Source organism: Streptomyces sp. Wb2n-11, from assembly GCF_001049855.1.
Taxonomy (GTDB): Bacteria; Actinomycetota; Actinomycetes; order Streptomycetales; family Streptomycetaceae; genus Streptomyces; species Streptomyces altiplanensis.
The window spans coordinates 660575-680665 of sequence record NZ_CVPB01000001.1 but is presented as its reverse complement, the minus strand read 5'-3'; the positions used below and the strand labels follow the sequence as shown (position 1 = coordinate 680665).

Below are 20091 nucleotides of genomic sequence, written 5' to 3'. Positions count from 1 at the left end.
CGGCAGATGCGTGGTGGACCTTCGGTGCTCGGGATCGTCCTGGCGGGCGGGGAGGGCAAACGGCTGATGCCGCTGACCGCCGACCGGGCCAAACCGGCGGTGACGTTCGGCGGCACGTACCGGCTCGTCGACTTCGTCCTGTCGAACCTGGTGAACGGCGACATCCTGCGCAACTGCGTCCTGACGCAGTACAAGTCGCACTCGTTGGACCGGCATGTGACCACCACCTGGCGGATGTCCAGCCTCCTCGGCAACTACGTCACCCCGGTCCCCGCCCAGCAGCGGCTCGGTCCGCGCTGGTACCTGGGGAGCGCCGACGCGATCCTCCAGTCGCTCAACCTCGTGCACGACGAACAGCCCGACTACATCGCGGTGTTCGGGGCCGACCACGTCTACCGCATGGACCCCCGGCAGATGCTGCAGCACCATATCGAGAGCGGCGCGGGCGTCACCGTCGCGGGGATCCGCGTACCGCGCGGCCAGGCGTCGTCCTTCGGCGTCATCACGCCCGCGTCCGACGGGACCAGGATCGAACGGTTCCTGGAGAAGCCCGCCGACCCGCCCGGCCTGCCGGGCGACCCGGGCCGTGTCTTCGCTTCCATGGGCAACTACATGTTCACCGCCAAGGTGCTCGTCGACGCCCTGCACCGGGACGCCGAGGACGAAAGCTCGGTGCACGACATGGGCGGATCCATCGTGCCCATGCTCACCGAGCGCGGCGTGGCCCAGGTGTACGACTTCGACGACAACCACGTTCCCGGGGAGACGCCGCACGAGCACGGCTACTGGCGTGACGTCGGCACTCTCGACACGTACTACGACGCCCACATGGACCTCATCTCGGAGCAGCCGCAGTTCAGCCTGCACAACCGCCGCTGGCCCGTCTACACCCACCCCGGCCAGCTGCCGCCCGCCCGCTTCGTGGCCGGCGGCATAGCGGGCGAGTCGATCGTCAGCGCGGGGTGCCTCATCCGCGGCCAGGTCACCCGCTCCGTGCTGTCGCCGGGCGTGGTGGTGGAGGAGGGTGCCGTGGTGCAGGGCTCCGTGCTGCACGACAACGTCCGCGTCGGCCGGGGAGCGGTTGTCAGGGGCGCGATACTCGACAAGAACGTCGACGTGCCGCCCGGGGCGACGATCGGCGTCAACCCCGAGCGTGACCAGCAGCTCTACACCGTCTCCAGGAACGGCGTCATCGCGCTCGGCAAGGGACAGGCGGTGTCGTAGCCGGACCGGCCCCCCGCGCCCCTCCTCTCCGCCCCCGCCCCCGGTGTGTGAGATACGTCGCTGCGCGCCCTCTGCGGGGGCGGAGGGTTTGGCGCCGGGCACCGCGCTTACGTAAAGTTCGGATTTTGTACTTCCCAGCACGAGCGACACGAGGACAGCAGCGGCGATGACGGTGACAGAGGACAGTCCGGCGGCGTTCGGCGACACCCCGGACGGCGACCAGGACAGCCCGGTGTTCGGCCCCGGCATCGACCCGGACCGTATGGCCGTCTGTCTGAGCGTGCTCGACGAGCTCGACAAGCTGGACGTCGACCACCCCGACGCCATCGCGGTACGCCGCGCCACCGCCGGCATCTACCGGACCGTGAAGCAGCGCCGCCGCCAGGAGCGCCGCGCCGCCAAGACCGCCCACGACCGGGCCGTCACCCACGCCACCGCCACCGGCTCCGCCGAGCGCATCGACGACGAGACGCAGGGGCTCCTGCCGTCCTCCTCGGCCACCGCCGAGATCGCGGGCATACTCCAGCGCCCCAGGTCCTGCTACATCTGCAAGACCCGGTACGTCGAGGTCGACGCCTTCTACCACCAGCTGTGCCAGAAGTGCGCCGCCGAGAACCGCGCCCGCCGCGACGCCCGCACCGACCTGACCGGGCGGCGCGCCCTGCTCACCGGCGGCCGCGCCAAGATCGGCATGTACATCGCGCTGCGGCTGCTGCGCGACGGCGCGCACACCACCATCACCACGCGCTTCCCCAACGACGCGATCCGCCGCTTCAAGGCGATGCCGGACAGCGACGAGTGGATCCACCGCCTCAAGATCGTCGGCATCGACCTGCGCGACCCGGCCCAGGTCGTGGCGCTCGCCGACTCGGTCGCGGCCGAGGGCCCGCTCGACATCCTGATCAACAACGCCGCGCAGACGGTACGCCGCTCCCCGCGCGCGTACAGCGAGCTGATCGGCGCCGAGTCCGCCCCGCTGCCCGCCGGTGAGCTGCCCGCCTCCCAGGTCATCGGCGCCTTCGGCTCCGGTGCCCAGCTCTCCCTGCCCACGGCCCGCCCCGAGGGGCTCACGGCCCAGCAGGTCACCGACCTGGCGCTGGTCACGGGCTCGACGTCCCTCGCCCGGATCGAGGCGGGCACGGCGATCGACGCGGGCGGGCTCGTACCCGACCTGGACGACACCAACAGCTGGATCCAGACAGTTTCCGAGGTCGACCCGGTCGAGCTGCTCGAAGTGCAGCTGTGCAACTCGACGGCGCCGTTCATCCTGATCAGCCGGCTGCGCCCGGCGATGGCCGCGTCCGCCGCCCGGCGCAAGTACGTCGTGAACGTCTCCGCGATGGAGGGCGTCTTCAGCCGCGGCTACAAGGGTGCCGGCCACCCGCACACCAACATGGCCAAGGCCGCGCTGAACATGCTCACCCGCACCAGCGCCCAGGAGATGCTGGAGGCCGACGGCATCCTGATGACCGCCGTCGACACCGGCTGGATCACCGACGAGCGCCCGCACCCGGACAAGATGCGGCTCGCCCAGGAGGGCTTCCACGCCCCGCTCGACCTGATCGACGGCGCGGCCCGCGTCTACGACCCGATCGTACGGGGCGAGGACCGCGAAGACCTCTTCGGCGTCTTCCTCAAGGACTACGCCCCCGCCAACTGGTAGGAAGCGGGCAGCGGCCCGGTGCCCGGAGGTCCGGTGGGTGATGGCGCGTCATGTGCGCCTTCGCCCACCGGACTTCCGCGTCGGGGCCGCCTTCTCCGGTACCGGCCGCCGGCCCCGGCCCGCCCGTGCGGCGGGGCGACAGGCCCAAAGGTGGCGGAATCCATCGAGCGGAAGCGCGCTCATATGGGTACTCTGTTGGTCACGGACAGCCCCACCAAGGCCACTCCAGTGTGAACAACCGGCGCCACCGCGACCGAACTGCCCCAATTTTCCTGACCCGTCGGGCGTCCGGTCGTCACCGGTAGCCGCCCGGCCGAGGCCGTGGCACTACGTCCGACGGGTTACGCGACACAAAGGAGTGCGCGGTGACACCAGAGATGACAAAGCAGGAAAAACGTCTGCACGAACGTGGCGAAGGGGCCGGTCAGGTCCGACGCCGCCGGCCCGACGAACTCGGCAGCCTCGAAGTGTGGTCCCGGTCGGCCCCGATCAGGCTGGCGGGGTACGAGGAGGACCTGGCGGAGCCGCACATCCTCCCGGGAATCGACTGAGCGGTACGCCGTCCCCCTGCCGGGCCCAAGCCGGCCCGGCAGGGGTACGGCGGTTGTCGGCGCGCGGACCCCGCACCGGCGACGTGCGCCGGCACCTCGTCGGTCGGCTGTCATGAGGGCAGCTCGCCGTCGAACGTCGTCGTTCCGTTCCCGAAGTCGCCGTTCCCCCGGATGATCACGTGTTCCCCCGCTGCTCTGCCCGCTCCGGCCGTCGGCCGGGCGGCTCAGCGCGGGCGGCCGGCGGCCGGGGGCTCGACCTCGAGGAAGCGCCGCCGCCGCGGCCCCCGGTACAGCAGGGCCGTCCAGCCGAGGCGGCCGAGCTCGGCGGCGCACCCGGTCAGTGCCTCCTGCTCCTCCTGGGCGGCGCCGCTGCCCGGCGGGCCGAGCCATTCCACCCGGACCGTCCCCGGACGCTCGCCGGGGCCGACGCGGTAGCCGGTCGCGGTGCGCGCACCGGCCTCGTCGACGGCGGAGGGGGCGATGCCCGCCGCCTCCAGGGCCAGGGCCACCGACCGCACGGCCTGGTTGACCTCCCAGGCGGCGGGGGCGGCCCCGGGATCGTCGGCCTCCGTGTTCGTCAGGCGCCTGATCTGCATCAGTCCCTCGAACGCGACCCGTACCTCGGCGGCCCGCCGCCCGTCCGGCCCGGCCGGTGCGGGCCCGTCACCGGTGGCCGCCTCGAACGTTCCCACCGCCATCGTCCCCGCCCTCCGCCGTCCAGCATTCCGGACGGCCGATTCTGTCAGGGCGAGGCTCTGCGGGCGAGGGCCGTCGGCGGCCGGAAGTCGCGCACGAGCGTACGGTGCCACCAGGCGTGCGTGGCCCGCAGTTCGCGCCAGGTGGTGAAGCGGTAGCGGTAGACGCGGGCCCGGACGTGGATGGGCGGGGCGTCGGGGAAGGGATTGACGCGCAGCAGCCGCAGCGTCGCCGGGTCGCCGGTGAGCAGCCGCTCGACGAACGGGTCGAACCAGGCGCGCGCGTAGGCGGGGGAGAGCGCCGCGAACCACATCATCCAGTCGAGGCGCAGGTGGTACGGCGCGAACTGGCGCGGCAGTCTCCGCGGGTCACCGGGCTTGCCCTTGAACTCGTACGCGCGCCACACCGTGCCCCGGTGCACCACGGGTTCGTCCGTCCCCTCGACGACGATCTCCTGGCGGACGCGGCTGATGCTCCCGAACGCGCCGTACGCGTTGACCAGATGGAGCGGGTCGTACGAACGGTTCATCGCCTGGCGCCGTGAGAACAGGTTGCGCGCGGGCCGGTAGCTGAGGGCCAGCAGCAGCGCGGTGACGGCGACGACCAGCACCTCGTACCAGAGCGGGGGAGCGGGCAGGGCGGGCGCGGTGACCCAGGGCGAGAAGTCGATCACCGACAGCGCGAGGGCGATCGTCAGCCAGTTCAGCCAGGCGAAATTGCCGGAGAGCACCAGCCACAGCTGGGTCAGGACCATCACGCCGGCGGCCGCGCCCGCGACCGGCTGCGGGGTGAGGAGCAGCACGGGAACCAGGAGCTGGGTCACGTGGTTGGCCGCCACCTCCACCCGGTGCAGCGGCTTCGGGAGGTGGTGGAAGAACCAGCTCAGCGGGCCCGGCATCGGCTGCGTCTCGTGGTGGAAGTCCAGGCAGGTCAGCTTCCGCCAGCACAGGTCGCCGCGGAGTTTGATCAGCCCGGCGCCGAACTCCACCCGGAAGAGCACCCAGCGCAGCAGCCACAGCACCAGCACGGGCGGGGCGGTGCGCTCGTTGCCGAGGAAGACCGCGAGGAAACCGGCCTCCAGGAGCAGGGACTCCCAGCCGAAGCCGTACCAGATCTGCCCGACGTTGACGATCGACAGGTACAGCACCCACAGCGCCGCCCACATCAGCATCGCGGCCCACAGCGGCAGCCGGTCGGCGGCGCCCGCGGCCAGCGCCGCCGCGAGCGCGGCGCCCGCCCAGGCGCACCCCGCGAAGAAGCGGTCCGAGTAGTGGAGCCGGAAGAGGGTGGGCGAGTGACGCCACGGTACGCGCCGCAGGTACGCGGGCACCGGCAGCATGCCGCGGGAGCCGATCAGCGCACGGAACTGCAGCGCCGCCCCGAGGAAGGCGACCAGGTAGACGGCGGCCAGAGCCCGCTGGAAGACCAGTCGGCTCAGCCAGTAGTCGGGTGCGGTGAACCACTCCATCACACCCATTGTCGGCGCGGGCGCGCCCCGGTGGCGATCCGCCGGAGGGTCCTGCCGAGGTGGCGGGCGTACCAGAGCTGGCAGACGGGCACGACGGGCCCGGCGAGCCGGGTGTACCAGCGGGCCGGGCGGCTGAAGGCGGTGACGGCGAACCACACGGTCCCGTCGTCCGCCAGCTCCACGACGAACGACTCCTCGCCGCACTCCGGGTGCCGGCCGGTCGTGCCGTACGCGAAACCGGTCCTGTCCTTCTCGTATGCCGTCCAGACCACCTCGCACGGCGCGGCCACCCGCAGCGGTCCGACGCCGATCGCGCACTCGACGGCCGCGCCGGGCTCGGCCCGCGCCGCGTCCGTCCGTACCCGTACGCCCGACTTCCGGTGCAGCCGCCAGGTGGTCACCGCGGCGCCCGCCGCGTCGAAGGCGGCGCGGCCCGTGCCGACGGGCATGCGGTGGCGGAGATGGTGGTAGCCGGGGGGCAGGGCGTCCTGCCGGGTGGCGCCGACCTCGGGGTAGGTGAAGGTGCTCATGCGGTGGTCCCCTCATCGAGTCGTTCGAGTCGTTGGATTCGTCGCCAGGCCAGCACCGCGCAGAGCGCGAAGCCCAGCGCGTTGCCGAGGCCGTGGGTGGCGGCCATCCAGGTCAGGCTGGGGTGCGGGATGCCGGTCGCCTCGCCGAGCGCCCAGCTGAGGGCGAGCAGCATCGTCGCGACCAGGACGGCGGCCGAGACGGCGAGCAGAGCGCGGGTCGTCCGGTCCTGCCGGTCGTCGCGTACGTCCTGCCAGGTCAGCAGCGCCACCGTCCACATGCCGGCGGTGAGTACGACGGCTCCGGCGAGCTCGGCCCAGTCGTCGACGAAGTACCCGGTGAGGACCAGCAGTGTGCCGAGCGGCACGCTCAGCGCCGCGAACCGGCCGGCGGGCCGCCGGCCGGCGGCCCGGCAGACGAGTCCCGCCACCAGTGCGGCGGCGAAGCCGGCGAAGTGGAAGTGCGGGACGGTGAGCGCCAGGATTTCGAGGTCGAACCCGAAGAGCTCGTGTCCGCCGCGCTCGGCGACCAGCGCGAGCCCGGCGACCGAGGGCGCCGCGAGCGCGGTGAGCACGGCGACCTCGGCCGGGGCGAGGGAGCGCGTGCGCAGGAGCCGCGCCGGGGCGTGCAGCGCGAGGGCGAGCGTGCCGAGGGCGTACACCGCGGCGAGCGCGGTCGCGGTTCCGCCGCGCGGCAGCCACAGGGCGACGGCCCCGGGTGCCGCGAGCAGCGGCCACAGCCGTCGGATGCGGTGGAGCGCGGGCGAGCCGACGAGGCGCAGGCCCAGGGGGACGACGACCAGCATGCCGAGCATCACGATCAGGCCGACCAGCACGGACATCGCGGAACCCCCAGATTTGAACATGTTCAATTCGCTTCCCGGGGTGACCGTACGGCACTTTTTGAACACGTTCAAGCCCCAGGATCCGGCTCGCACCGCCCCAGTGACCGGGCGCACACTTGAGAGGAAGCCCGTCGAGCCTTCGAGCCGTGGCCCCTTTGGCCCGGGCGGAAGGAGACGCTCATGCACCCCGTGGCTCTGGCCGGTGCGGCAGCCGGCCGTCTCGCGCACTACGCGGTCTCCGGAGTGGTCGGTGGCCTGATCATCCGGGGAGCCTCGAAGCGCCTTCCCGACGCGAAACCCGTCGCCCGCAAAGCCCTGATCGGTGGCATCGCGAACGGCATCGTCGCCGGGCGGTGGGTCGCCTCGACCGCCGAAGAGGCCCGCCTCAAGGCGGGGGACATGCTCGCGGAGGCCCGGACCAGCCTGGGCGAGGAGGTACCGCCCCCCTCCGCGGTCCGCGTCGAGGACCACGATCACGGACACGAGCACTGATCATGACCGGCGTGGTCGTGTGTTCCGTCGCCGCGGGCCGGGCGCGGCTGACCGTCCCCTGGGTACGGGCCCGCCCCGGCAGCGCGGGGCTGGCCGACGAGCGCCTGACCGGCATCGAGGGGTTCCGCGCGCTGCGGATCTTCCCGCGTACCGGCAGTGTCGTGATCTGGATGGCGCCCGACCGGCTGGACGTGGACCGCCTGGTGGCCGCGCTCGAAGAACCTCCGCCCGCTTCCGCGCCGACCGCGCCCACCCGCTGCGGCCCCGACTCCTCCACCGGCGAAGTCGCCCGGCTGGTGGTCGGGGGCGCGGTCCTCGCGCTCGTGGCGCTGCGCCGCCTGCTACGCCGGCCACGCCTGACCCTCGGCTCCTCCGGCCTCCTCGGCGCGGTCACGGTCTTCACCGGTCTGCCTTTCTTCCGGGGGGCCCTGCGCGGGCTGCGCGGCCGGAGTTCTCCGGGGACGGACACCCTGGTCACCGCGGCGACGGTCATCTCGCTGGTGCTGCGCGAGAACGTCGTGGCCCTCACCGTGCTGTGGCTGCTGAACATCGGCGAGTTCCTCCAGACCCTGACCCTGCGCCGCACCCGGCGTGCCATCGAGGAACTGCTCACCATCGGTGAGGAACGCGTCTGGCTCGTACGCGACGGGACCGAGACCGAGGTGGCGATCGAGGACGTCGAGCCGCAGGACGTGGTCGCCGTGTACGAGCACCACCGGATCCCGGTCGACGGGCACGCGGTGTCCGGCGAGGCCCTGGTGGACCAGGCGGCGGTCACCGGTGAGGCCCTGCCGGTCTACGCCCGGGCCGGCTCCCACGTCTACGCGGGCACCGTCGTCACGTCCGGATCGCTTCAGGTCCGGGCCACCTCGGTCGGCCGGGACACCACCGTGGGACGGATCATCGGCCGGGTCGAGGAGGCCCAGGCGGACCGGGCGCCGATCCAGACCGTGGCCACCCGCTTCACCCAGCGCTTCGTCCCCGTCTCCTTCGCGCTGGCCGCGCTGACCTATCTCCTCACGCGCGACGCCCGACGCGCGATGACCATGCTGCTGATCGCCTGCCCGTGCGCGGCGGGACTGGCCACCCCCACCGCCATCAGCGCCGCCATCGGCAACGGAGCGCGCCGCGGCACCCTCATCAAGGGCGGAACCCACCTGGAGGGCGTCGGACGGGTCACGGCCGTCGTGTTCGACAAGACCGGCACCCTGACCTTCGGGCGGCCCCTGGTCACCAGCGTGGTCACCCTCGGCGACAGGTTCACCGCCGACCAGGTGCTGAGCCTGGCCGCGTCCGGGGAACTGCACGCCCGGCATCCGCTCGCCCAGGCCATCGTCGCCCGTACCGAGGAACAGCACCTGCACGTTCCCATCCACCAGGCGTGCGAAGTGGTCCTCGGCATGGGCATGCGCGCCGAACTGGACGGTACGCGCCTGCTGGTCGGCAGCCCGGCCCTGCTGCGCCGCCACGGCGTCGAGCTGACGGAGGAGGCCCAGGACTGGACGCAGCGGCTGCGCGGCGGGGGCGAGACCGTCATCTGCCTGGCGCGCGACGAGGACCTGATCGGCATGCTGGGGGTCTCCGACGCCGTACGGGCGGGGGCCGGGACCGTGGTCGGGCAGCTGAGGGACCTCGGTGTCTCCCGCCTCGTACTGCTCACCGGCGACGCGCCGGAGACCGCGCAGGTCGTCGCCGACGTGCTCGGCATCACCGAGGTGCACGCCCACGCGCTTCCGGAGGGCAAGCTCCAGCTGATCCGGGACCTCCAGGCCGAGGGCCACACGGTGGCGATGGTCGGCGACGGCACCAACGACGCCCCGGCCCTCGCCCTGGCCGACATCGGGATCACCATGGGGGAGCACTCCTCGCACGTGGCGCTGGAGACCGCCGACATCGCTCTCGCCGGCAACGACCTGCGCCAGGTCGCCGCCGTCGTCGAACTCAGCCGCCACACCCTGCGCGTCGTACGCCAGAACTACGGCCTGGCCATCGGCGTCAACCTGCTCGGCCTCCTCGCCGGCGCCGGGGGATCGATGAACCCCGTCCTCGCGGCCCTGCTGCACAACACCAGCAGCATCGCGGTGGTCGGGAACTCGGCCCGGCTGGTCAACCACACCCCGCACCTGCCGCGGGAGTCCGACGGAGTGCTGAGGGCCGCGCCGCTGGAGGACCGCCGGGTGCACTGAGCGCGGGGGCCGGAGCGGCCGGAGCGGATTCGGCGGGTGCTCCCCGGCCGCTCGGAGGCCGCCGTCCCGCATGCGCGCGCCCCGGGCTGCGCCTAGCGTGGGCGCATGGACGCGGGCGCAGGGGGTGATGAGGAGGCGGCGGGGACGTGCTCCTGCCAGGAGCGGGAATCCGGCGTGACGTGCTGCTTCTTCGAGACGTACGGGCTCGCGCTCGGCCTGGGCGGATTCGACTGGGACCTCGACAACGGATTCATGCGCATGGACGATTCGGCCCTCGCCGTGTTCGACCTGCGCCCCGGCGAGTACTCCGGCCGCCCGGAGGAGCTCTCGGCGCGCGTGCCGCCCACCGAGGCGGCCCGCCTCGACGCCCACGTCTCCCAGGCGCTGAAGAACGGCAGCGCCACGTACGGCGCCTACTTCCGCATCCGCTGCCGGGACGGGAGCCTGCGCTGGACCCACACCCAGGGCTGCGTGCGCCGCGACGCCACCGGCAGGCCGCGCCGCATCATCGGCGTGGTCCGCGACGCCACCCGGGAACTCGCCGACTCCACCGACCGGCTCGAACACGACGCGGAGAGGCGCCGCAAGACCAGCCTGGTGCAGGGCACCACGGCCGCCCTGGCCCACGCGCGCACCGTGAAGGACGTCATCGACGTACTCAACGACTCCCAGGGCCTGGAGAACCTCGGGGCCACCAGCCTGGTGATGGGGCTCGTCGAGGCGGGGCGCATCCACCTCGTCGCCGACGGCCCGGACGGCTCCTTCGTGCCCGGCACCCGCTACACCCGCGTCGACGAGCAGTACCCGATGAGCGAGGTGGTCCGCACCCTCGCGCCCCGCTTCATCGAGTCGCCGGAGGAGTTCGCCACCTCCTACCCCGTCCTGTGGCCGCACATCAGGGGCCTCGGCATCACCTCCGCCGCCTACCTGCCGCTGATCGCCCAGGCCCGTCCGGTCGGCGCGCTCGGCCTGCTCTACAGCGACCGGATCGGGTTCACCTCCGACGAGCGCAACGTCCTGATCGCGCTGGGCAGCAGCATCGCGCAGAGCCTCCAGCGGGCCATGCTCTTCGAGCAGGACAAGGACCTGGCCGAAGGTCTGCAGCAGGCCATGCTGCCGCGCCGCATCCCCTCCGTGCCCGGCGCCCAGATCGCGGTCCGCTACCGTTCGGCCCGTCTCGGCCGCGACGTCGGCGGCGACTGGTACGACGTGATCCCGCTGCCGAACGGACGCGTCGGCGCGGTCATCGGCGACGTACAGGGCCATGACACCCACGCCGCCGCCGTCATGGGGCAGCTGCGCATCGTGCTGCGCGCGTACGCCGCCGAGGGGCACACCCCCGCGACGGTGATGGCCCGCGCCTCCGTCTTCCTCGACGAGCTGGACACCGACCGCTTCGCCACCTGTACGTACGCCGAGACCGACCTGACCACCGGAGTGGTGCAGGTCGTCCGGGCCGGGCACCTCGACCCGCTGCTGCGCCACGCCGACGGAGCGTGCCGCAGACTGCCCGTCGCCGGCGGCATGCCGCTCGGCCTCTCCGCGGAGTTCGGGCAGCTCGAATACCCGGTCACCACCGTCGAACTGGACCCCGGGCAGACCTTGGTGCTGTGCACCGACGGTCTCGTGGAGCTGCCGGGCACGGACCTCGACGACGGCATGCAGATGCTGTCCGCCCTGGTCCGCACCGGCCCCCACGACCTCCAGGAGCTGGCCGACGCGCTGTGCGAAGTGGTCGACGAACGGGGCGGCGAGGACGATGTGGCGCTGCTGCTCCTGCGCCGCAGGGGCGTCGACATACCGCAGACGGGCGGACGCCTCCAGCAGCATGTCGCGCAGAACGACCCCGAGGCCCTCAGTTCGGCACGGCACATGATCCGTGCGGCGGTACGGGCCTGGGGCGCCCGGGAGCGTTCGGACGAGATCGAGCTGGCCGCCGACGAGCTGATGACCAACGCGCTGCTGCACACCGACGGCGGGGCCGTCGTCACCGCCCGGGTGCTGGCCGGGGCGCAGCGCAGGCTGCGGATCGAGGTGGAGGACCGCTCCAGTGCGCTGCCGCGCCGCCGCGAGGCGGGCGAGGCGGGCGTGTCGGGGCGGGGACTGATGCTGGTCGACCGGCTGGCGGACGTGTGGGGCGTGGAGTCGCGGGGGAGCGGCAAGTGCGTCTGGTGTGAATTTGTCGTACCCGACCGGCTTTGAGCGCTCCTGACCGTACCGTTCGGTAACGATGCGTGGTCAAGTCATACTTGACCGTAACCGATCGTTCGGGATTGACTGCGCTCCCCTACCTGCCTCCGATGACGTGAGGGCTACTTGAGCACCGAGCTTCTGGCACCTCTTGACCTGGCGTTCTGGCACCTCGAATCCACCGAACACCCCATGCACCTCGGCGCGCTCGCCCTCTTCGAGGGCGACGGCGGCAACGACGCCGGTTCCATCGTGGAACTGCTCGCCGAGCGCGCCGCAGCGATCCCCCGGCTGAGAATGCGCGTACGCGGCGTCCTGCTGCCCATCGGCGGCGCGGCCTGGTCCACGGCCAAGGACTTCGACGTACGCCGGCACGTCCGGCACGTTCGGCTGCCCGGCGGCGACTTCGCGGCCGACGCCACCCACCTCGCCGGCGAGCTGATGGAGCAGCCGCTCGAACGCGGACTGCCGCCCTGGGAGATGTACGTCCTGACCGGCGCGGAGCCCGGCGCGTTCGCCGTACTCGTGAAGCTGCACCACGCCCTGGCCGACGGCATGCGCGCCGTCGCCATCGGCGCCGGCATCTTCGACCAGATCGCGGGAGCGGGCGCGGCGGGCGCCCGGCGGGAGCGCGGCGTGCCGCCCCGGTCGTGGCTGCCCGGCCCGCACCAGGTCGTCGGCTTCGCCCGCGACCGACTGGAGGAGGTGGGCCGGGCTGTCGGCATCGGCGCGTCCGTGATGCGGGCCAGCAGGTTCGACCTGTGGGGCGACAGCGCCTTCGCGGCGGGCTCCAGCGGCACGCGACGGCTCGGTACCGCCGTGCTGGGGCTCGACGACGTACTGAAGATCCGCCGGGTGGCGGGCGGCACGGCGAACGACGTGCTGCTCGCCGTCGTCGCCGGCGCCCTGCGCCGCTGGATGCTGGAGCGCGGCGAACCGCTGCCCGGCGCGGACCCGCGCGCCCTGGTGCCGGTATCGCGACGGCGTCCGGGCGGCCCCGCGGCCTCCGGCAACAGACTCTCGGCGTACCTCCTCGGCCTGCCCGTCTCCGAGCCGGACGCCTGGACGCGGCTCACGGCGGTGCGCCGGGCCATGGACAGGAACAAGGCGGAAGGGCCGGGACGCGGCGCCGGAGCGGTCGCCGTGCTGGCCGACCACCTCCCGCCGCTCGCCCACCGGTTCGGCGCACCGATCGCGGGCAGCGCGGCCCGGATGCTCTTCGACGTACTCGTCACGAGCGTGCCGCTGCCCCGCTCCACGCTCTCGCTGGGCGGCAGCCCGCTGTGCGCGATCTACCCGATGGCGCCGCTGGCCCGCGGCCAGTCCCTGGCCGTCGCCCTTTCGACGTACGGCGGCCGGGTGCACGTCGGTCTCGTCGCGGACGCCAAGGCGGTGCCCGACCTGGACCGGCTGGCCGGGAGCATGACCGACGAGCTGGCGGCCCTCCTGCGGGCCGCCACGGGCTGAGGCGCGCCGCCGGCGGGGAGCCGGTTCACACCTCGACCGTGACCAGGCGGTTCCCGGCCGGGGTGCGGACCTCGAAGCGGTCGATCTCGTCCTCGCGCAGCGCGGCGCCGCCCCGCGTGCGCAGCGGCTCCTCGTGTCCCTCGGCGCCCGGGATCCCGTAGCCGCCCGCGGGCACGGCCCAGGTGGTGACCGTCTGCTCCGCGCCGTCCTTGCCGACGGCGACCAGTGCGCAGGCCAGCGGCCCCTGGACCCGGGCCGGTTCGAGGCCGACCCCGTCCCCCAGTCCCGCTCCCGAAGCGCCACGGACGCCGAGACCCCGGAGGCCGGGTCGGTGGCGGCGTACCGCTGGACCGCGTCGCCACCGCCGCCTGTGCCCTGCGCCGGGAGGCCCACCACCGCCACGGGCCCGGCGACGATCAGCGCCGCCGCCGCGGCGACCACCCCCACGCGCCGCCTGCCGCCGCGTCGGCGCCCGGCCTCGACCCGGTCGAGCAGCCGGTCCAGCAGACCGGGCGACGGCCGCTGGGGCAGGAGTACGCCGGCGCTCCCGCCGGGGCAGGCGTACGCGGCCGGCACCGGTTCGATCCCGGCGAACCCACCGAGCCGCACGGCGCACGTCGCGCAGCCGACCAGGTGCTCCCCGAAGCGGAACGAATCCGCTGGACCGAGGACGCCGAGCGCGTACGCGCCGACGTCCCGGTGCCGCTGGTTCGGGCTCATGGGGCAGTTCCTCGGAGATCTCGCGCGGTTCGCGGTTCGTGGTTCGCTCAGCAGGCAGCCGGGCCGACAGGTCGTCCTCAGGTACGGAATCCGCGGGGGTTGTGCTCACGCGGGGAGGCGGTCCGGCCGGACCCGCCCGTGGCCGGACCCGTATGTCCGGGCCACCCGGCCTGCTCCTACACTCCGGACCATGTTGCGCGCACTGGCTGTCGACGACGAACGACCGGCACTGGAGGAACTCCTCTACCTGCTGCGTGCCGACCCCCGGGTCCGCAGCGCCGAAGGAGCCACCGACGCCACCGAGACCCTCCGCCGGATCAACCGCGCACTCGACGCGGGGCCCGACGGCGACGACGCCATCGACGTCGTCTTCCTCGACATCCACATGGCCGGGCTCACCGGCCTCGACGTCGCACGGCTCCTCGCCGGGTTCGCCCGCCCCCCGCTCATCGTCTTCGTCACCGCCCACGAGGGCTTCGCCGTCCAGGCCTTCGACCTCAAGGCCGTCGACTACGTGCTCAAGCCGGTCCGCAGGGAGCGCCTCGCCGAGGCCGTGCGCCGCGTCTGCGACCAGGTCGACGCGAGCCCCGCCCCCGCGGCGGCCCCGCCCGCCGTCCTGCCGCAGACCGCCCCCGACGAGATCCCCGTGGAACTGGGCGGTGTCACCCGCTTCATCCCGATCGGCGACATCGCGTACGTCGAGGCGCAGGGCGACTACGCCCGCCTCCACACGCACGCCGGCAGCCACCTCGTCCGCATCCCGCTCTCCACCCTGGAGGAGCGCTGGGCCGCCCGCGGCTTCGTCCGGATCCACCGGCGCCACCTCGTCGCCCTGGGCCGCATCGACGAACTGCGGCTGGACGCCGGGGCGACGACCGTACGCGTCGGCGACGCCGAACTCTCGGTGAGCCGTCGCCACGCGCGCGAGCTCCGCGACCTGCTGATGCGCCGCGCGCGCGGCTGACCGCCGGCCCTCCCCGGGCCGCCGTTCACCGCCGTACAACCGCCGCCCGCCGACCCGGACCCGCCGACGTCCCGCGCCGCCCCGCGCGTCGCCTACGCTCGGTCGGGCCACCGTCCCGAGGAGCCCGATGTCCGAACTCGACGCGCTGCTGGAGGAGCTCCGCGGCCTGCCGCCGACCCGGCCGTCCGACGCGCGCGACCTCGAAGCGCTGCTGACCGGGGTCAAGAGCGCGGCGGGCCGCTGGGCCGATGTGCTGTACGAGGTGCAGGAGTCCGCGCGGAGCATCGCCGGGCCGCGCACCGCCGCCGCCCTGGAGGTCGCCTTCCGCAGGGCCGAGGAGTCGTACGTCGAGCTGGAATTCGCGCTGCGCGACTGCGTCCGGAAGACCGGCCGCCACCAGCTCGGCCGCTGACCCTACCCACCGTAATCACCGCTGCGTAGACTCGCGCCGATGTCCGCAGACCAGCCGTCCCCAGACCGCCCGCAGCCCCGCCGCGAAACCGTCACCGGAGTGCCCCGCAGCGCCCGCCGGCCGCCCGGGCACGCCCCGGCGCGGTCCGAGATCACCGAGCAGACCACCCTGGGAGCGACGTACGTACGCTCCCTGATGCGCAGCCAGCTGCGGACGGCACTGACCTCGCTGGGCGCGCTCACACTCCTCGTCGGCTCGCTGCCCCTGCTCTTCGCGCTGCCGGAGGTCTTCACCGCTTCCGACCTGCCGTCGCCCGCTCCCTTCGTCTGGGCGACGCTCGGCGTGGGGGTCTACCCGGTCATGTGGCTGATCGCCCGCTGGTACGTCCGGCGCGCGGAGCGCAACGAGCGCGCGTTCAGCAGGCTCGTCGAAGGGCGCTGAGTGAACCAGGCGTACGCGGTGGCCGCCGTCGCCGTCGTCGTGCTCGCCACCGTGCTCATCGGCGCGCTCGGCCTGCGCATATCCCGCACCACCTCGGACTTCTACGTCGCGTCCCGCAGCGTCAAGCCCGGCCTGAACGCCGCCGCCATCAGCGGCGAGTACCTCTCCGCCGCCTCCTTCCTCGGCGTCGCGGGCCTGGTCCTCCTCCAGGGCCCCGAAATGCTCTGGTACCCGGTCGGTTACACCGCCGGGTACCTCGTCCTCCTCGTCCTCGTCGCGGCCCCGCTGCGCCGCTCCGGGGCGTACACCCTCTCCGACTTCGCCGAGGCCCGCCTCGAGTCCCCGCAGGTCCGCAAACTCGCCAGCCTCTTCGTCGTCGGCATCGGGTGGCTCTACCTGCTGCCCCAGCTCCAGGGCGCCGGCCTGACCCTGGAGATACTCACCGGGGCGCCCGACTGGGTCGGCGGCCTCGTCGTGGCGCTCGTGGTGACCGGGGCGGTGGCGGCCGGCGGGATGCGCAGCATCACCTTCGTGCAGGCCTTCCAGTACTGGCTCAAGCTCACCGCACTGCTCGTCCCCGCGCTCTTCCTCACCGTCGCGTGGCTGGGTGACGACGCCCCGCGTGCCCGGTTCGCGGAGCCCGCGACCTTCCGCGCGTACACGGAGGTACGGATCGACGACACCGTACGCATCGACCTCGTCCGGCCGCTGCGCGTCACCGCGACCGGCACCGTCGACGGCCGGCGCCACGACGGCGCGTCCCTCGCCCTCGACGCGGGCGTCCACCGCATCGGCGCGGGTACGGAACTGGGCTTTCCCGCGCACGCCCAGGTCCCCCGGAAGGCGGGCGCCGAGCGGACGGGCGCGTCCAGCTGGTCGCAGCCGCCGGCCGGCAGCCGCGAGGACCATCCGCTGTACGCGACGTACGGGCTGATCCTCGCCACCTTCCTCGGCACCATGGGGCTGCCGCACGTGGCCGTGCGCTTCTACACCAGCCCCAACGGCACCGCCGCGCGCCGCACCACCCTCGTCGTCCTCGGCCTGGTCGGCGTCTTCTACCTGCTGCCCCCGGTGTACGGCGCGCTCGGCCGGATCTACGCCCCCGAGCTGTCCCTCACCGGGGAGGCGGACGCCGCCGTCCTCGTCCTGCCCGACCGGATCGTCGGCGGCGTCGGCGGAGACCTGCTCGGGGCGCTGCTCGCGGGCGGGGCGTTCGCGGCGTTCTTGTCCACCGCGTCGGGGCTGACCATGTCGGTCGCGGGCGTCCTGACCCAGGACGTCCTGCCGTCCCGCGGCGTACGGCACTTCAGGCTCGCCACCGTCATCGCCATGGCGGTGCCGTTCGGCCTGAGCATCGTGACGGTCAACGTGCCGGTCGCCGACGCCGTGGGCCTGGCCTTCGCCGTGTCCGCGTCCTCCTTCTGCCCGCTCCTCGTCCTCGGCATCTGGTGGCGTGGGCTCACCCCGCCGGGCGCCGTGGCCGGTCTCGTCGTCGGCGGCGGGGCCGCGCTGACCGCCGTCATGGCGACCAGGATGGGGCTCCCGGCGGACGGCTGGCCGCACTCGCTGCTGGCCTGGCCCGCCGTCTGGTCGGTGCCGCTCGGTTTCCTGACGATGGTGCTGGTGTCGCTGGCGACCCGTGACCGCATACCTGCCGGGACCGCCGCGACCCTGGCCAGACTCCACCTGCCGGAGGACCTGATGACGAAGGCCGACACGGGAGCGGGCGGGCGGCGATGACCGGAATCGACATCGCGTCGCTGGCCGCCGCCGGTGCCGTACTCCTCGCCGCGGGCGTCGTTCTCGGCCGGGTCACCGCCGGCCGCGGGCGCGGCGAGGACCTCGACCTCGGTACGCCCGTCGAGCGCGCCACCTTCCACACCCTGCACACCGCCTCGCTCGCCGCGCCCCCGCTGCGCGCCGGCCTCACCGAGGACACCGCCCGCAAGGCCGCCCGCCGGCTGCGTTCCCTGCTGGGCACCGAGGCGCTGTGCCTCGCCGACCGCGAGTCCGTGCTCGCGTGGGACGGGCCCGGCGGCGATCACCACAGAGAGCTGGTGATGCGGCGGGTGCGGGAGATGCTCGACTCCGGGCGGAGCCAGAGCCTGCGCAGCGACTGCGACGACCCCCAGTGCCCGCTGCGGTGGGTGGTGATCGCGCCGCTGACCGGTGAGGAAGGGGTGCTGGGCGCGCTCGTCGCGTACGGGTCGCGGGAGTCGGCCGTCCTGGTGAGAGCCGCCACCGAGGTGGCCCGCTGGGTGTCCGTCCAGCTGGAACTGGCCGAGCTCGACCGCTCACGCACCCGGATCGTCGAGGCGGAGATCCGCGCCCTGCGCGCCCAGATATCGCCGCACTTCATCTTCAACTCGCTCGCCGCCATCGCCTCGTTCGTCCGCACCGACCCCGAGCGCGCCCGCGAGCTGCTCCTGGAATTCGCGGACTTCACCCGCTACTCCTTCCGCCGGCACGGCGACTTCACCCACCTCGCCGACGAGCTGCGCTCCATCGAGCAGTACCTGGCGCTGGCCGGTGCCCGCTTCGGCGACCGTCTCAGAGTGACGCTCCAGGTGGCCCCCGAGGTGCTGCCGGTCGCGCTGCCCTTCCTCTGTCTCCAGCCGCTCGTCGAGAACGCCGTCAAGCACGGTCTGGAGGACTCCAGGGACGAGTTCAAGGTCACCATCGCCGCCCGGGACGCGGGCGCCGAGGCCGTGGTGGTCATCGAGGACAACGGCGTCGGCATGGACCCGGAGCGGCTGCGGCGGATCCTCGCGGGCGAGCACACCACCTCGTCCGGCATCGGCCTGTCCAACGTCGACGAGAGGCTGCGCCAGGTGTACGGGGACGACTACGGTCTCGTGATCGAGACGGGGGTGGGCGCGGGTATGAAGATCACGCTGCGGTTTCCCAAGTACCGCGCGGGGGTGCACCCGGCGGCGCCCGCCGGACGCGACCGTGATCAGAAGAGGTGGATGGCGAGGTGACCGAGCGGCAGCCCCAGCTGCCAGGCCGGGGTCCACACCTGCTCGCTCTCGTCCACGCAGAGGTCCGCCGCCCGGCGCGAGGGGAGCGCGCCGCCGAGGTCGGCGGCGAGGAGCTCCGTCTCGCCGAGCCACCGCCATGACGCCAGGGCCAGTTCCAGATCGGGGCTGACCACCGCCACTTCCCCGGGGCGGGCCCCGGCGGTGCGGTCGGCGAACCGCTCCCGCACCCATGACTCCCAGGGGTGGCCGTACGTGGTGAGCGAGAGCCACTCGTCGAGGCTGGAGACGACGCGGATGCCGGACAGCTCGTCCGAACTGTCGGAGAGGTAGACGGTGAGCGCCAGGGTCTCCCGGCCGGCTCTGAACTCCAGCGTGCCGGGCGGGACCAGACGGCCCGTCCGCAGCAGCTCGTCGGCGATGTACTCGGCGTACAGCCAGGCCATCGGTACCGCGATCTTCTCTCCGCTGGTGCCATTCGTACTCTCGGGCAGCACAGCACTCCACCTTCTCCCGCACTGAATCTGTTCTGTGTTTCCTGGGGTACCGCCGAGCTTTCACTCTCGAAGACGCACAGCGTGCCGTCTTTGCTCAACTTGACGCTGTCGTTTCGAAATCGGCCTGCTCTGCACGGGTACGGGAGGGTGAGGACGTGTCCAGCGGTGCGGGCGGGACGAAGGTGCCTCAGGCGGCGTCGCGACCGTATCCGGGAAGCACCTTACGCAGGGCGCGCAGGGCGTAGTAGGTACGGGACTTGACCGTGCCGGCCGGTATGCCGAGCGCTTCGGAGGCCTCCGCCACGGACCGGCCGCGGAAGTAGACCTGCGTCAGCACCTGGCGGTGCTCGCACCGCAGCGCCTTGACGGCCTCGCGCACATCGAGAGCCGTCACCGAGCGCTCCACGTGGTCGTCGGGGAGCGCGGACTGTTCGAGTACGTCGCACCCGACCTCGTGCGGCCTCGCCCGCCTCGCCCGCCTGGCGTCGATCGCGAGCCTGCGGCCCACCGTGAAGAGCCAGGGGCGCATCGAGCCGTGGTCGCTCGCCAGTGCCTCCGGATGCTGCCAGGCCCGTACCAGGGTCTCCTGGAGGAGATCCTCGGCGCGCTGGCGGTCCCCGTACGTGAGGCCCAGCAGAAAGCCGAACAGCGCGCTTCCGTGCTCGCGCTGGAGGTCGGCGATGGCTCGTTCGTGGGTGTGCTGTTCGAGGGGGGAGGGCACCGTTGACGTCCCTTCGGGAGACCGGGTGGCCGTTGGCCGGACGGCGGCG

General features: G+C 73.1%; 19 protein-coding genes. 12 read left to right on the top strand and 7 right to left on the bottom strand.

The features are described from left to right. Window positions 1-6 precede the first annotated feature (6 nt). The 3 genes from glgC to BN1555_RS38810 all read left to right on the top strand — a co-directional run bounded on the left by glgC (window position 7) and on the right by BN1555_RS38810 (window position 3438). Entirely contained in the window at window positions 7-1224 is a 1218-nt protein-coding gene (gene glgC, locus BN1555_RS02975) for a glucose-1-phosphate adenylyltransferase (RefSeq protein ID WP_093797595.1), read from the top strand. A 166-nt stretch (window positions 1225-1390) separates the two neighbouring features. Next, the gene (locus BN1555_RS02970) at window positions 1391-2887 is read left to right on the top strand and encodes an SDR family oxidoreductase (protein WP_093797593.1); all 1497 of its coding nucleotides are present in this window, start codon (window positions 1391-1393) and stop codon (window positions 2885-2887) included. A 365-nt stretch (window positions 2888-3252) separates the two neighbouring features. After that, the gene (locus BN1555_RS38810; protein ID WP_176709932.1) at window positions 3253-3438 is read left to right on the top strand and encodes a hypothetical protein; all 186 of its coding nucleotides are present in this window, start codon (window positions 3253-3255) and stop codon (window positions 3436-3438) included. Window positions 3439-3662: 224 nt separating this feature from the next. Here BN1555_RS38810 and BN1555_RS02965 read toward each other — a convergent pair whose 3' ends face one another. Genes BN1555_RS02965 through BN1555_RS02950 form a run of 4 tightly spaced genes read right to left on the bottom strand, consistent with a single transcriptional unit; the run spans window position 3663 to window position 6971 of the window. Further along, window positions 3663-4136, bottom strand: coding sequence for a hypothetical protein (locus BN1555_RS02965; RefSeq protein ID WP_093797591.1), 474 nt, complete (start codon window positions 4134-4136; stop codon window positions 3663-3665). Window positions 4137-4180: 44 nt separating this feature from the next. Continuing rightward, entirely contained in the window at window positions 4181-5602 is a 1422-nt protein-coding gene (locus BN1555_RS02960; RefSeq protein WP_093803133.1) for a lipase maturation factor family protein, read from the bottom strand. Continuing rightward, window positions 5602-6132: a DUF1990 domain-containing protein gene (locus tag BN1555_RS02955; RefSeq protein ID WP_093797589.1), complete on the bottom strand. Its 531-nt coding sequence runs from the start codon at window positions 6130-6132 to the stop codon at window positions 5602-5604. The genes BN1555_RS02960 and BN1555_RS02955 overlap by 1 nt, the downstream gene beginning before the upstream one ends. Next, entirely contained in the window at window positions 6129-6971 is an 843-nt protein-coding gene (locus BN1555_RS02950) for a YndJ family protein (RefSeq protein WP_093797587.1), read from the bottom strand. Before BN1555_RS02950 ends, BN1555_RS02955 begins: the two co-directional genes overlap by 4 nt. A gap of 183 nt (window positions 6972-7154) precedes the next feature. Between BN1555_RS02950 and BN1555_RS02945 the strand changes: the two genes are divergently transcribed. The 4 genes from BN1555_RS02945 (at window position 7155) to BN1555_RS02930 (ending at window position 13309) form a co-directional block, all read left to right on the top strand. Beyond that, window positions 7155-7466, top strand: coding sequence for a DUF1490 family protein (locus tag BN1555_RS02945; protein ID WP_093797585.1), 312 nt, complete (start codon window positions 7155-7157; stop codon window positions 7464-7466). Window positions 7467-7468: 2 nt separating this feature from the next. Then, entirely contained in the window at window positions 7469-9652 is a 2184-nt protein-coding gene (locus BN1555_RS02940) for a heavy metal translocating P-type ATPase (RefSeq protein WP_093797583.1), read from the top strand. A 105-nt stretch (window positions 9653-9757) separates the two neighbouring features. Next, window positions 9758-11854 (top strand): SpoIIE family protein phosphatase, encoded by a 2097-nt coding sequence (locus BN1555_RS02935; protein WP_093797581.1) that lies wholly within the window; start codon window positions 9758-9760, stop codon window positions 11852-11854. 114 nt (window positions 11855-11968) lie between these two features. Further along, window positions 11969-13309, top strand: a complete 1341-nt coding sequence (locus BN1555_RS02930) for a wax ester/triacylglycerol synthase family O-acyltransferase (protein ID WP_093797579.1) — start codon at window positions 11969-11971, stop codon at window positions 13307-13309. A 25-nt stretch (window positions 13310-13334) separates the two neighbouring features. On the opposite strand, the gene BN1555_RS41525 is transcribed toward BN1555_RS02930, so the two are convergent. Further along, window positions 13335-13484: a hypothetical protein gene (locus BN1555_RS41525; RefSeq protein WP_369688934.1), complete on the bottom strand. Its 150-nt coding sequence runs from the start codon at window positions 13482-13484 to the stop codon at window positions 13335-13337. 735 nt (window positions 13485-14219) lie between these two features. On the opposite strand from BN1555_RS41525, the gene BN1555_RS02920 reads away from it, so the two are divergent. The 5 genes from BN1555_RS02920 to BN1555_RS02900 all read left to right on the top strand — a co-directional run bounded on the left by BN1555_RS02920 (window position 14220) and on the right by BN1555_RS02900 (window position 18827). Further along, complete coding sequence (locus BN1555_RS02920) at window positions 14220-14993, top strand: LytR/AlgR family response regulator transcription factor (protein ID WP_093797577.1); 774 nt, start codon at window positions 14220-14222, stop codon at window positions 14991-14993. Window positions 14994-15120: 127 nt separating this feature from the next. Beyond that, window positions 15121-15405: a hypothetical protein gene (locus BN1555_RS02915; RefSeq protein WP_093797575.1), complete on the top strand. Its 285-nt coding sequence runs from the start codon at window positions 15121-15123 to the stop codon at window positions 15403-15405. A gap of 39 nt (window positions 15406-15444) precedes the next feature. After that, on the top strand, window positions 15445-15846 hold the full coding sequence (locus tag BN1555_RS02910; protein ID WP_093797573.1) for a hypothetical protein: 402 nt from the start codon (window positions 15445-15447) through the stop codon (window positions 15844-15846). Further along, complete coding sequence (locus BN1555_RS02905) at window positions 15847-17586, top strand: sodium/solute symporter (protein ID WP_093797571.1); 1740 nt, start codon at window positions 15847-15849, stop codon at window positions 17584-17586. Next, window positions 17583-18827 (top strand): sensor histidine kinase, encoded by a 1245-nt coding sequence (locus tag BN1555_RS02900; protein WP_093797569.1) that lies wholly within the window; start codon window positions 17583-17585, stop codon window positions 18825-18827. The genes BN1555_RS02905 and BN1555_RS02900 overlap by 4 nt, the downstream gene beginning before the upstream one ends. Here the strand turns inward: BN1555_RS02900 and BN1555_RS02895 are convergent. Together BN1555_RS02895 and BN1555_RS02890 are read right to left on the bottom strand one after the other, a co-directional pair. Beyond that, window positions 18803-19270 (bottom strand): hypothetical protein, encoded by a 468-nt coding sequence (locus BN1555_RS02895; protein ID WP_093803132.1) that lies wholly within the window; start codon window positions 19268-19270, stop codon window positions 18803-18805. The two genes, BN1555_RS02900 and BN1555_RS02895, sit on opposite strands and share 25 nt — an antisense overlap. 238 nt (window positions 19271-19508) lie before the next feature. Next, complete coding sequence (locus BN1555_RS02890) at window positions 19509-20042, bottom strand: sigma-70 family RNA polymerase sigma factor (RefSeq protein WP_093797567.1); 534 nt, start codon at window positions 20040-20042, stop codon at window positions 19509-19511. Window positions 20043-20091 lie beyond the last annotated feature (49 nt).

Bases quoted from the DNA above. Each gene is read 5' to 3' on its own strand.
- glgC (WP_093797595.1), top strand. From the start codon at position 7: ATGCGTGGTGGACCTTCGGTGCTCGGGATCGTCCTGGCGGGCGGGGAG.
- BN1555_RS02970 (WP_093797593.1), top strand. From the start codon at position 1,391: ATGACGGTGACAGAGGACAGTCCGGCGGCGTTCGGCGACACCCCGGAC.
- BN1555_RS02965 (WP_093797591.1), bottom strand. From the start codon at position 4,136: ATGGCGGTGGGAACGTTCGAGGCGGCCACCGGTGACGGGCCCGCACCG.
- BN1555_RS02960 (WP_093803133.1), bottom strand. From the start codon at position 5,602: ATGGAGTGGTTCACCGCACCCGACTACTGGCTGAGCCGACTGGTCTTC.
- BN1555_RS02955 (WP_093797589.1), bottom strand. From the start codon at position 6,132: ATGAGCACCTTCACCTACCCCGAGGTCGGCGCCACCCGGCAGGACGCC.
- BN1555_RS02950 (WP_093797587.1), bottom strand. From the start codon at position 6,971: ATGTCCGTGCTGGTCGGCCTGATCGTGATGCTCGGCATGCTGGTCGTC.
- BN1555_RS02945 (WP_093797585.1), top strand. From the start codon at position 7,155: ATGCACCCCGTGGCTCTGGCCGGTGCGGCAGCCGGCCGTCTCGCGCAC.
- BN1555_RS02940 (WP_093797583.1), top strand. From the start codon at position 7,469: ATGACCGGCGTGGTCGTGTGTTCCGTCGCCGCGGGCCGGGCGCGGCTG.
- BN1555_RS02935 (WP_093797581.1), top strand. From the start codon at position 9,758: ATGGACGCGGGCGCAGGGGGTGATGAGGAGGCGGCGGGGACGTGCTCC.
- BN1555_RS02920 (WP_093797577.1), top strand. From the start codon at position 14,220: ATGTTGCGCGCACTGGCTGTCGACGACGAACGACCGGCACTGGAGGAA.
- BN1555_RS02915 (WP_093797575.1), top strand. From the start codon at position 15,121: ATGTCCGAACTCGACGCGCTGCTGGAGGAGCTCCGCGGCCTGCCGCCG.
- BN1555_RS02910 (WP_093797573.1), top strand. From the start codon at position 15,445: ATGTCCGCAGACCAGCCGTCCCCAGACCGCCCGCAGCCCCGCCGCGAA.
- BN1555_RS02900 (WP_093797569.1), top strand. From the start codon at position 17,583: ATGACCGGAATCGACATCGCGTCGCTGGCCGCCGCCGGTGCCGTACTC.
- BN1555_RS02895 (WP_093803132.1), bottom strand. From the start codon at position 19,270: ATGGCCTGGCTGTACGCCGAGTACATCGCCGACGAGCTGCTGCGGACG.